The organism is Micromonospora qiuiae (assembly GCF_016863555.1).
Taxonomy (GTDB): Bacteria; Actinomycetota; Actinomycetes; order Mycobacteriales; family Micromonosporaceae; genus Micromonospora; species Micromonospora qiuiae.
Genome location: NZ_BOPC01000130.1, coordinates 1 through 11,234 on the forward strand (window position 1 = coordinate 1; position 11,234 = coordinate 11,234).

Annotated in this window: 11 protein-coding genes and 2 tRNA genes; 9 read left to right on the top strand and 4 right to left on the bottom strand. The window is 67.3% G+C overall.

Annotated elements, in window-relative coordinates; all coding sequences use genetic code 11:
• Positions 1–7 precede the first annotated feature (7 nt).
• Positions 8–229 carry a FadR/GntR family transcriptional regulator gene (locus tag Vqi01_RS29180; RefSeq protein WP_204038362.1) on the bottom strand — a complete coding sequence of 74 codons (222 nt, stop codon included), beginning with the start codon at positions 227–229 and terminating at the stop codon, positions 8–10.
• Positions 230–796: 567 nt separating this feature from the next.
• Here Vqi01_RS29180 and Vqi01_RS29185 point away from each other — a divergent pair.
• From Vqi01_RS29185 to Vqi01_RS29195, 3 genes are all read left to right on the top strand, one after another.
• The gene (locus Vqi01_RS29185; protein ID WP_239098751.1) at positions 797–1,105 is read left to right on the top strand and encodes a DivIVA domain-containing protein; all 309 of its coding nucleotides are present in this window, start codon (positions 797–799) and stop codon (positions 1,103–1,105) included.
• Between the two features lie 149 nt (positions 1,106–1,254).
• Entirely contained in the window at positions 1,255–1,512 is a 258-nt protein-coding gene (locus tag Vqi01_RS31150; protein WP_239098752.1) for a hypothetical protein, read from the top strand.
• A 166-nt stretch (positions 1,513–1,678) separates the two neighbouring features.
• Complete coding sequence (locus tag Vqi01_RS29195; RefSeq protein ID WP_204038363.1) at positions 1,679–2,182, top strand: FIMAH domain-containing protein; 504 nt, start codon at positions 1,679–1,681, stop codon at positions 2,180–2,182.
• Positions 2,183–2,442: 260 nt separating this feature from the next.
• On the opposite strand, the gene Vqi01_RS29200 is transcribed toward Vqi01_RS29195, so the two are convergent.
• Together Vqi01_RS29200 and Vqi01_RS29205 are read right to left on the bottom strand one after the other, a co-directional pair.
• Complete coding sequence (locus tag Vqi01_RS29200) at positions 2,443–3,405, bottom strand: hypothetical protein (protein WP_204038364.1); 963 nt, start codon at positions 3,403–3,405, stop codon at positions 2,443–2,445.
• A 1,274-nt stretch (positions 3,406–4,679) separates the two neighbouring features.
• A tRNA-Gly gene (locus Vqi01_RS29205) sits at positions 4,680–4,753 on the bottom strand.
• A gap of 271 nt (positions 4,754–5,024) precedes the next feature.
• Between Vqi01_RS29205 and Vqi01_RS29210 the strand changes: the two genes are divergently transcribed.
• The 6 genes from Vqi01_RS29210 to Vqi01_RS29235 all read left to right on the top strand — a co-directional run bounded on the left by Vqi01_RS29210 (position 5,025) and on the right by Vqi01_RS29235 (position 10,455).
• Positions 5,025–5,098: transfer RNA gene (locus Vqi01_RS29210), tRNA-Pro, on the top strand.
• 163 nt (positions 5,099–5,261) lie between these two features.
• Positions 5,262–6,608 carry a trigger factor gene (tig, locus tag Vqi01_RS29215; protein WP_204038365.1) on the top strand — a complete coding sequence of 449 codons (1,347 nt, stop codon included), beginning with the start codon at positions 5,262–5,264 and terminating at the stop codon, positions 6,606–6,608.
• A 171-nt stretch (positions 6,609–6,779) separates the two neighbouring features.
• Positions 6,780–7,421 (top strand): ATP-dependent Clp protease proteolytic subunit, encoded by a 642-nt coding sequence (locus Vqi01_RS29220; protein ID WP_204038366.1) that lies wholly within the window; start codon positions 6,780–6,782, stop codon positions 7,419–7,421.
• Positions 7,422–7,435: 14 nt separating this feature from the next.
• Positions 7,436–8,098, top strand: a complete 663-nt coding sequence (locus tag Vqi01_RS29225; RefSeq protein ID WP_204038367.1) for an ATP-dependent Clp protease proteolytic subunit — start codon at positions 7,436–7,438, stop codon at positions 8,096–8,098.
• 205 nt (positions 8,099–8,303) lie between these two features.
• Positions 8,304–9,599: an ATP-dependent Clp protease ATP-binding subunit ClpX gene (gene clpX, locus Vqi01_RS29230; RefSeq protein ID WP_204038368.1), complete on the top strand. Its 1,296-nt coding sequence runs from the start codon at positions 8,304–8,306 to the stop codon at positions 9,597–9,599.
• A 58-nt stretch (positions 9,600–9,657) separates the two neighbouring features.
• Positions 9,658–10,455, top strand: coding sequence for a carbon-nitrogen hydrolase family protein (locus Vqi01_RS29235; protein ID WP_204038369.1), 798 nt, complete (start codon positions 9,658–9,660; stop codon positions 10,453–10,455).
• Between the two features lie 10 nt (positions 10,456–10,465).
• Here Vqi01_RS29235 and Vqi01_RS29240 read toward each other — a convergent pair whose 3' ends face one another.
• The gene (locus Vqi01_RS29240; protein WP_204038370.1) at positions 10,466–10,693 is read right to left on the bottom strand and encodes a hypothetical protein; all 228 of its coding nucleotides are present in this window, start codon (positions 10,691–10,693) and stop codon (positions 10,466–10,468) included.
• Between the last annotated feature and the right edge of the window lie 541 nt (positions 10,694–11,234).

The window sequence follows — 11,234 nt, forward strand, 5'->3', positions numbered from 1 at the left end:
TTAAGGCTCACTGAGCCGGCACGGCCTTAACGTAGACGCCTTCGCCTTGGCGGCCTTCTACCAAGCCCTCGGTCTTGAGAACCAGCATGGCTCCACGGATCGAGCCGTAGGACACGTCGTACTCAGCCTTCAGCTCCGCAGTCGATGGGAGTTTGTCTCCCACGGCGAGCTTGCCGCTCCGGATCTGCTCGCGGATGGCCTCGGCCACCCGCTCGTACTTGGCAGGCATCGGTCACTCCTCGGGTCGCACCTCCGAGTAGATCACTTTCAGAAAGCCGCATCAACTATGTCGAGCCGGCTAGAACAGGTAGACATAGTTGATTAATCTCCCTGTCGTGTTCGTCCTCGGGTCGCACCAGGAGGGCACAAGTCCGGTGCCTGTCCGCTTTTCCCCCACACCCGAGCTGCGGCAGGCACCGGACCCGATCAGCCGACCAGTAACCAGCACGACAGCACCCGCGACCGGCAGAGTGATGGATCCCACGCCGGGCGATGTTCTCCACGTTGGCGCCACCGCTTCTGTGCAGTTCGGCGGGGACCGGTCGTTGACCTTCCGGGTAATCAAGGTCGGTGACCGGCCGACGTACGACGGTTGGGTCTGGCTGACCGGTTACGTCCTGGACCGGGCCGGCAACGCCGTGGCCCGGCGAGAGATCTTCGTGCTGCGCGCGGGACTGAAACTGCTCGTTCCGGCTGCCGCCCCCGTCACCAGACGGACACCACCCACTGTTCGGAACAGCGCGGGGCGGAGCGGGGCGAGCCGAAAGACACCTATCACGACTTCGAGGAGGCTGCGGTGAGCAGGCATTCGGTCGGCGTCGTCCGAGCAGCGTCGCGCATGGCCCGGCTGGCCCCCGAGCAGGTGAGGCGGATCCGATTCCGTCGCACCAGGTTCGGGCGACGCGGCCTGGTCGAGGAACAGGTGTACGCCTTCGTTCGCGCGGTCGTCGACGAACTGACCGCTCGGGACGGCGTGGAAGCAGGCATACGAGCCGAGAACGCCCGGCTGAAGACCGCACTAGGCGAGTGGCAGAGCAGCCGCGCTCGCCAGCCGAGCCGGACGACCAACGCGGGGCGATGGATAGAACCCGAGCAGCGCAGATAGCGGACTCTGACCGGCGAAGGAGGTAGGTCGTGATGTCGAGCAACGCCGAGCGGATGCCCGAGTGGCCGACCGCTGAGCATGTGCCGGTCCGACGACGAGTTGGATGAATTCCTCGCCGACCTGTACGCCTCCCGGCGGGCTGGCGCCGCGTGAGCCTGGTCGTCCTGGACACCGACGTTGCGTCGGCGATCCTGAGGGGTCGGCTGCTCGACCGGCTGCCGCTGGCGACCTTCAACGGCAAGGACTACGCCGACTTCACCGAGTACGACGGTACATACGCTGGCCTGCTCGCCATGTCGTCCACGGTCGGTCTCGGCCTGGGTCTGTCGCCCGGCTTGGCTGTACGAGTGGCTGTACATCGAGCGGGCCGATCAACAGGCCAACCGCCGCCGCGGCAGCCGAGGTGAACGCCCACCAGGTTCGACAGGCGGCTCTGGCACGATGGCCGGCGTGTCTAATACCCCTGGTCCCCGAGACACCTCTCACCTCGTTGAGCCCACTGCGCAGCTGCCGCAGCTAGACGGACGGCGGCAGCGGACCGACCCGGATGGCCGCCGGGTGATGTGGATAGCCGTGGCAGGTGCTGCGGTCGTTGTTGTGGCCGCAGCAGTCATGGTCACCGCTGCCGGAAGTGACGACGCAGAGAGGCCGACGCCGGCAGCCACGTTCGCCGCGCCGAGCGAGACTGCCGATGAGCAGGGCGACGATCTTTCGGTGACAGAGGAAGCTTCCGCCTCCCCATCTGCCTCCCCATCCGCGTCGCCGTCTCGGTCGCCGTCGCCCACACCGCCTGCGATCCGCCCCGGGCGTCCGGCTGACCTCATCGCTGGCACGCAGGCCATGATCGACTTGATGGTGCAGGAGCGGCGGCTGTCCAAGGACGCCGGTAAAGACCTGAGCAAGCGACTGCGGAAGACCGGGGAGGAACTCGCCGACGGTGACGTGGACAAGGCGCGGAAGAAGCTGCGTGAGTTCGCCGAGAAGCTGATTGAGCTCCGCAAGAAGGACAAGATCAGCAGCAGTAGCTACGACACGCTTGCCGCCGCTACGGGGCAAATCGCGCAAGCAATCGGGTAACCGCTGATCAGTCGGGCGGAACGCGCAGAACGAAGGGCCACAGAGGCACTAGCCATGTCCGAGTGGAACGTTGTGCCGCTGATCCTCGGCATCACACTGGGCGTATCGCTGTCCGGGCTGATGATCGGGGCAGATGATCGGGGCACCGGAGTTGGCGGACCGTTCAGCGTCCGACCTTTGTGAGCGACACCGCCTGCGCGGCGACTGAGCCCCTCGCCCGCCGCGCAGGCATTTGGGCCGTTCCGCTGTGGCAGAGATGGTCAGGGGAAGACCCCCAGCAACTCGGCCAGGTTGACCCCGGGAATCGCGTCGGCGTTCGACCTGATGGCGTCCCGGAGCACTGGCTCAACGTTGTCCCGCACCATGTCGTCGATCATGCGGTGTGCGGTCTCGTCAACTACGGTGAGGTCGTCCCGGATCTGCCCGGCGGCCAACGGGTTCTCCCGCACTGTCGCTACTGCGAGAAGTTGCAAGAGGGCCGTCCCGACATCCTCATGGATGATGCGGTAGCGGGCGGAGAGTCGGCCGCCCGCAGCCATGGTCACCGATGAGAGTCGGATGACCGGCCAGTCCTGGCCCAGCGCACGCAGGTTGAGTGTCGCGCCCTGGCCGGACGCGTCGAGCTGGATCCGGGCGATACGGACGCGCGCCGCGCTGTTCGGCACGTTTCCCGCGAGAAAGGCGGTGGCCGACAAGCGGGTGCCGGACGGGACCGCCATGGTGACGCCGTGACCGAGGTCGCGGGTCAGTTCGCCGCTGACGGCGAAGTCGCCTTGAAGCTGAGCGCCGGAGATCCGAGGCAGGCTCCCCGAGCCGCCCGCACTTGCCAGTCTGCCCACTAGTTCGGTCAGATCACCTGGCAGGTTCTCGTCGGTGAACGGATTGTAGCCAGCTTCCCGGGTCCGGGCGGGCAACTGCCCCAACGCCTGTCGGAACGGCCCGAGGAGTTGCTCGCCCACTCCACCGAACCAGTTGACCGCGTTGGCCGCGGTCCACTCCGCGCGCAACATCTGCGTGCCGAAGTCCCAGCTCAGCCGATGCAGGTCGACGTCGACATCGAGCCAGCCGATGGCGTTTTCCTTCGTGATGACGAGTGACGGGCCGAAGTCGATGGAGAGCCCTCGGGTGGTGACGGACACCCGTGCGGTCGTGTCGCCCACGGTGTGGATGTGCGTACCGTCGCTGTTGGACAAGGTCTGCCCGCCGGCGATGGTCCCGGACACGGTCAACGAATGCCTGACGGAATCGGCGCCAACGGTTGCGTCGACCTGGCCGGCAACCGAACCGGGCGGGCCGTCACGCTGCACGGTGAGTGCCGACCTGACAGCCCGGTTGCCGACGAGTCGTTGCAGTGCGAAAACGTTTCCGGCGGCCGGGATTCGGCCGCCCCGCAGCGCGCGGATGGCCATGCTTGCGCTGGGCAAATCCGAGTTATTTGATCGAGTGCCGGACGACCCCGCCTGGCCGTGCCGCTCGCGAACCCGGATCTTGTCATGGCCCGGCATACCTGCACCGTAGCAACGTGGCGCACCCAATAGAGCAAGGAAAATTCCACATTCCTGCCTGAGGTGAAATCACGCCTAATGATGTCGGCCGGTCCAGCTACCAGAGCGCGAAACGGCTAACCGCCCCCGGCCTCCGGGGCCGGGGGCGGCATGCCGTGCCACCGGCTTTCCGGCCGCCTGGACTCCGGTGCTCGGTGGCAAGCCGCGGAGCGGCGCGGCAGCCGAGCGTCCCGGCATCGAGACGGCCGGCCACGCTGGCGCTCGTCACGGCCCAACTTGCTGGTTACGACCAATCCGACGCCTGCCGCGATATTCAAGGGCCCCGTAGGCGACCATGAGGGCCGATGCGGCCAACAACAGCACGGCGCCGATCCACCGGCCCGGAGTGCGCCAAGCGCTGGGCGTGACCTCCGTGAGGTTTCCTAGCCCCAGAGAGCGTGGAAGCCCATGCATGCTGCCCCTGCGGCCCACAGCCGGGGGTGATGCACGGCCCGCCCGAACAGCCGAATCGTTGACGCGCGTCGGCTGTGAATGAACACCCAGGCAGCGCACCCGATCAAGGCGACAGCGGCGCTGGCAAGCAGGATGTCCATGACCGTTGCACCCGCCTCGTAGGTCGCCACGGCAGTCACGGTAGCGGCACCACGCAGCTGCCGGCCTCTGGCATTTGGACAGCCGGCGCCTTGGATTCAAGGTTCGGCCGGCGCGGTCTGGCCGAGGAGCAGGTGTACGCCTTCCTTCGCGCCGTCGTCGATGAACTGACGGCCAGAGACAAGGCGGAGGTGCCTACGGGCCGAGAACGCCCATCTCAGGCTTGCCCTGCGCCAGTGGCAGGACCAGTACGTCGGCCGAGCGAACCGGATCACTAACGCGGGGCGTTGAAGGTGCCTGGACAGCACGGATGGTCAGAAGGGTATGCCGATGGTTACAAGGTCAAGAGAGCGGGAAGTGCGGCGGCTAAGAACCGAGTGTCGACCTGAGCCGAAGGCCGGTGGAGCGGGCGACGGGAATCGAACCCGCACCGTCAGTTTGGAAGACTGAAGCTCTGCCATTGAGCTACGCCCGCGTACGCCCGGAAACCCGGACGCGCCCGACAGCCTACCCAATGCCGGCGGTGCCCGCGCGGCCGTATCCCCTGCGCCACGCCAGCATGATCCACACAACTTCGGCGATGTTGCGGTATCCACGGCGGCGGGATACCGCAACATCGCCGAAGTTGCGCCGCGCCCGCCCGCCGCGCCCGCCGAGCCCGCGTGGCCGGTTCGTCCTCGTTCGGCGGGTTGGGTGATGCCCCGGCACGCGGGTGTCGGGGGGACGGCATAGACTGCTCGTCGCCACGGGGTGTGGCGCAGCTTGGTAGCGCACTCGCTTTGGGAGCGAGGGGCCGTGGGTTCAAATCCCGCCACCCCGACTGCCGCAAGATCAGGGTGTCGGCACCCGGGACGGCCGGCGCGCGGGGCATGTCTTGCCGCGGGCCCACGGGCGCTGCCGGCCGGCCGTGCCGGCTCGCCTACACTCGATGGGCCGAAAATAGGGCGCCCAGATTCAACCGAGATCCGTCAAGGAGTACGCCTGTGAAGAGCACCGTCGAGACTCTGAGCCCGACGCGCGTGCGGCTCGCCATCGAGGTGCCGTTCGTCGAGCTCGAGCCGAGCCTCAAGAAGGCGTACCGGGAGATCGGCCAGCAGATTCAGGTTCCCGGCTTCCGTAAGGGGAAGGTGCCGCCGGCGATCATCGATCAGCGGGTGGGCCGGGGCACTGTGCTCAACGAGGCGGTGCAGGAGGCGATCCCGCAGAACATCCTCTCCGCGGTCCGCGAGCACGACCTGAAGACCCTGGGCCGCCCCGAGGTCGAGATCACCGAGTTCAACGACGGCGACTCGCTGAACTTCACCGCCGAGGTCGACGTTCGGCCGGAGATCACTCTGCCCGACCTGGCCGGCATCGAGGTCACCGTCGACGAGCTGCAGGTCGACGAGAGCGAGATCGACGAGCAGGTGAAGAACCTGCGCGAGCGGTTCGCCACGCTCAAGACCGTCGAGCGGGCTGCCGCCGAGGGCGACTACGTCCAGATCGATCTGCGGGCGACCGTCGACGGCGAGGAGGTGCCGGGCGGCTCGGCCACCAACATTTCCCACGAGGTGGGCAGCAAGCAGTTGCTGCCGGGCCTGGACGAGGCCGTCGTCGGCCTCGCCGCCGGCGAGGACACCACCTTCACCACCCAGCTCGTCGGCGGCGACTTCGCCGGTCGGGACGCCGACGTGATGGTCACCGTGCGGACGGTGAAGGAGCGGGAGCTGCCCGAGCTGAACGACGACTTCGCCCAGCTGGCCAGCGAATTCGACACCATCGAGGAGCTGCGCGCTGACCTGCGCGAGCGGGTCACCCGGGGCAAGCGGGTCGAGCAGATCTACGCCGCCCGGGACAAGGCTCTGGAGCAGCTCGTCGAGGCCGCTGACGTGCCGGCGCCGGAGGGCGTGATCCGCGACGAGGTGGAGAGCCGCAAGGAGGCGATGGTCGATCAGCTGGAGCGCATCGGCGCTTCACTGGAGGACTACCTCGCCGCCGAGGAGAAGACCGAGGAGCAGATCGACGCCGAGCTGACCGAGGCCGCCACCCAGGGTGTCAAGGTCCAGCTGCTGCTCGACACCCTCGCCGACGCCGAGGACGTGCAGGTCTCCGACGACGAGTTCGGCCACGAGATCGTCCACCGCGCCCAGCGTGCCGGCATGGCGCCGCAGCAGTACTACGACCAGTTGGTCCGCTCGGGTGCCGCCGGCGCGGTCTACGGCGACGTCCGTCGCGGCAAGGCGCTGGCCGCGATCATGGAGCGCATCACGATCAAGGACGCGGCCGGCAATGTGGTCGGCCTGGATGCCCTGCGTGAGGCGAGCGAGGCGGAGCACGGCCACGAGCACTGACCGCCGGGTGGGGCCACCGTCCGCCGGTCGCGGTGGGTGGTGGCCCGATCCCTTTTTCGGGTACGCCTTCGGCAGGTCTGCGCTGAGAGCGAACAGTGCCCGGAGCGGGCGTCCGGCCCCCGGCCCAGCGGTTAGTGTCGGACACGACGGTACGGAGAGCGAAGGGCTGCCATGACCGACATGCACATCCCAGCGAAGCCGCTCCGGGCGATTGACGCCCGTGGTGGTGACAACATTGGCAACCTCGACGACTCGGTCTACAACCGGTTGCTCAAGGAGCGGATCATCTTCCTGGGCAGCGAGGTGAACGACCAGGTGGCCAACCGCATCTGCGCGCAGCTGCTGCTGCTCGCCGCGGAGGACCCGGACCGGGACATCTTCCTCTGGATCAACTCGCCGGGCGGCTCGGTCTATTCGGGCATGGCGATCTACGACACCATGCAGTACATCGACAACGACGTGTCGACCGTGGCGATGGGCATGGCGGCGTCCATGGGTCAGCTGCTGCTCTGTGCGGGCACCAAGGGCAAGCGTTACGCCCTGCCGCACGCCCGGATCATGATGCACCAGCCCTCCGGCGGAGTGGGTGGCACCGCCGCCGACATCGCTATCCAGGCTGAGCAGATGCTCTACACCAAGCGGATGTTCCAGGAGCGGGTTGCCTTCCACACTGGCCAGTCGCCGGCGCAGATCGAGGCGGACTCGGACCGGGACCGCTGGTTCACCGCCCAGGAGGCCGTGGACTACGGCTTCATCGACAAGGTGATCACGGGAGCCGCCCAGGTTCCCGAGGGCGCCGGGACCCTGAGCTGATCGAGGAGCAGACGATGACCGACCTGAGCCTGCCGCCGCAGTTCGCGGCGGTGCACAACCGCTACGTCCTGCCGTCCTTCGTCGAGCGCACGTCGTACGGAGTCAAGGAGTCCAACCCGTACAACAAGCTCTTCGAGGACCGGATCATCTTCCTCGGGGTCCAGGTGGACGACGCGTCGGCCAACGACGTGATGGCCCAGCTGCTCACCCTGGAGGGGACGGACCCCGACCGGGACATCATCATGTACATCAACTCGCCCGGCGGCTCGTTCACCGCGATGACGGCGATCTACGACACCATGCAGTACGTCCGGCCGGACATCCAGACGGTCTGCCTCGGCCAGGCTGCTTCCGCCGCGGCGGTGCTGCTGTCGGCGGGCACCCCGGGCAAGCGGATGGCGCTGCCGAACTCGCGGATCATCATCCACCAGCCGGCCACCGAGGGCGGCTACGGGCAGGGCTCGGACATCGAGATCCAGGCCCGGGAGATCCTGCGGATGCGGACCCAGCTGGAGGAGATGCTTTCCCGGCACTGCAACCAGCCGATCGAGAAGGTCCGCAAGGACATCGATCGTGACAAGATCATGACGGCCGAGGAGTCCCGCGAGTACGGGCTGGTCGACACGATCCTCACCAGCCGTAAGAAGGGCCTGCTGGCCGCTCACGCCGCCAGCTGACCGGTACCAGATCAGAGGTCGGTCGGGTCTGTCGCCGGCCGACCTCTGACACACCCGTTTTGGGGGTCGGAGAAACCTCCGACAGCGGGTAACGTCGGGTCCGTACCACTTGGTCGGGCGACCGGCGGGGTGGGAAGAAGACGGGCGGAACGCAGTATCCGCAGGTCGTGGCCGGGGCTCCGGCCGATGAGTGCAGGGAGACTAGGTGGCACGGATCGGTGACGGCGGCGACCTACTCAAGTGCTCCTTCTGCGGCAAGTCGCAGAAGCAGGTCAAGAAGCTCATCGCGGGGCCCGGGGTCTACATCTGCGACGAGTGCATCGATCTCTGTAATGAGATCATAGAAGAGGAGTTGGCCGAGTCCGGCGAGGTGAAGTGGGAAGAGCTTCCCAAGCCGATGGAGATCTGCCAGTTCCTCGACACCTACGTAGTGGGGCAGGAGCACGCCAAGAAGGCTCTCGCCGTCGCGGTCTACAACCACTACAAGCGGATCCAGGCCGAGGCGGCCGGCGCGCCGGGTGCCGGCGGCGAGGGCGTCGAGTTGGCCAAGTCGAACATCCTGCTGCTCGGCCCGACCGGGTGCGGCAAGACGCACCTGGCGCAGACCCTCGCGCGGATGCTCAACGTGCCGTTCGCCATTGCCGACGCGACCGCCCTGACCGAGGCCGGTTACGTCGGCGAGGACGTGGAGAACATCCTCCTCAAGCTGATCCAGGCCGCTGACTACGACATCAAGCGCGCCGAGACCGGCATCATCTACATCGACGAGGTCGACAAGATCGCCCGCAAGTCGGAGAATCCGTCGATCACTCGGGACGTCTCCGGTGAGGGCGTCCAGCAGGCGCTGCTGAAGATGCTCGAAGGCACCGTGGCGAACGTGCCGCCGCAGGGCGGCCGGAAACACCCGCACCAGGAGTTCATCCAGATCGACACCACCAACGTGCTGTTCATCTGCGGTGGTGCCTTCGCCGGTCTGGATCAGATCATCGAGGCTCGTACGGGCCATGGCGGCACCGGCTTCGGTGCCCGGCTCCGCGCCGTCTCCGAGCGCTCCACCGACGACATCTTCAGCCAGGTGATGCCGGAGGACATGCTCAAGTTCGGGCTGATCCCGGAGTTCATCGGCCGCCTACCGGTGATCACCAGCGTCCGCAGTCTCGACCGCACGGCCCTGGTCCGGATCCTCACCGAGCCCCGCAACGCTCTGGTCCGGCAGTACCAACGCCTCTTCGAGCTCGACGGCGTCGAGCTGGAGTTCGAGCGGCCGGCACTGGAGGCGATCGCCGACCAGGCGATGTTGCGCGGCACCGGGGCCCGCGGCCTGCGCGCCATCATGGAGGAGGTCCTGCTCTCCGTGATGTACGAGGTGCCCAGCAACCCCGATGCCGCCCGGGTGCTCATCACTCGCGAGGCGGTGCTGGAGAACGTGAACCCGACCATCGTTCCACGCGAGTTCACCGGTCGCCGGGCCCGGCGCGAGCGCGAGGAGAAGTCGGCCTGAGTCGCTGGTCGCCGGCTCGACTGCACTCGGCGCTCCTGTCGCCCGTACGCTGGCAGCCATGCGTGTCGCCGTCTGCCAGCTGAACTCCCGGGACGACCGGAAGGCCAACCTCGCCGCCGCCGAAGCCTTGATCGACCGCGCGGCCGACGCCGGTGCGGACCTGGTGGTCCTCCCGGAGTACGTCGACTACCTCGGACGGAGCGCCGGGATGCCGGTGCCAGAGCCGGTCGACGGTGAGGTCGGGACCTTTTTCGCCGCCGTCGCGCGGCGCCGCAGTCTCTGGCTGATCGCCGGTTCCTTCCATGAGGCCGGTCCCGATCCCGACCGCACCTGGAACACCACGCTGGTCTTCGACCGCTCCGGCACGCTCGCCGCCAGCTACCGCAAGATCCACCTGTACGACGTGGAGATTCCCGGGCGGGTCTCGTACCGGGAATCGGCGACGGTGGCCCCGGGTGACCGGACGGCGGTGGTCGATGTCGAGGGCCTCCGGGTCGGCCTGTCGATCTGTTACGACCTGCGCTTCCCTGAGCTGTACCGGGAACTCGCCACCAACGGTGGCGCTCATCTGCTGGTGGTGCCGGCGGCGTTCATGATGCATACCGGGCGTGACCACTGGGAAGTGCTGCTGCGTGCCCGGGCGATCGAGAACCAGTGCTTCGTCGCCGCGGCTGGTCAGACCGGGGATCACGAGCCGGGCCGCACCTGTTACGGACGCAGCATGGTGGTCGACCCCTGGGGGACGGTGCTGTCGCAGGTGCCCGACGGTCCGGGGTTCGCGGTCGCTGACATCGACCTGGACGTCTTGGCGCGCATCCGTGCTGAGCTGCCGAGCCTGGCCAACCGCCGGCTCTGAGCACGCAAGATCATCCCTGCAGGAGCACACCCAGCAGCGCGAATCCGACGATCGCGGCGGCGGTGATCAGCAGCGCCGTGCTCATCCGCGAGGGTCCGCGTCGCACCAGGCGTCCGATCGAGACCACCACGGCGAAGAGCACGAACGCTCCGATGATCAGCTGCCAGAAGGGCAACAGGAGGCCGAACAAGGCGTCCTCGGCGAGGACCGGGCCGGCAGGCCGGGACACGTCATCCATGCCAGACACTCTGGCACGCTCGGGCCTGCCGCGGGTCCCTACTGTCGTGCAGGGAACGACCTAGAGATCGACAGACTATGATTTGCCTTCTCGGAGGCAGACGCGTAACTTTCTCTCTGCACGAGGGAGGCCGGGGCAAACCGGCCGAGAACGGGCGCCAGGCTTGCGGCGACGACGTCGACGTGAGGCTGAGACCGGGCGGTGCGACGACTTCATGGGATGGAGTTGCGATCGCGAAGCCGACCGGGTAGAGTTCGGGAGCCGGCAGGAGCCGGGCGGGTCGCCGCAAGCGATCGGCCGGTCTGCGGCTCTCCACGACAGAAACGACCGCCGTGAGGCGTGCGTCAACGTGGGCCCCGAGCAAACTCCGGAAGAAGCCTGAGGCATCAGGTTGACCCCGAAGTCCGGCTCGGATAGTTTGGAGCGGTTGCCCCAGACGCGATCTCAGTGATGGGATCGGCGTGTGGTGTGTGGTTGTTCTTTGAGAACTCAACAGGGTGCTTGATAAGCCAGTGCCAAAGTTTGTTGCTCATGGCTGCCC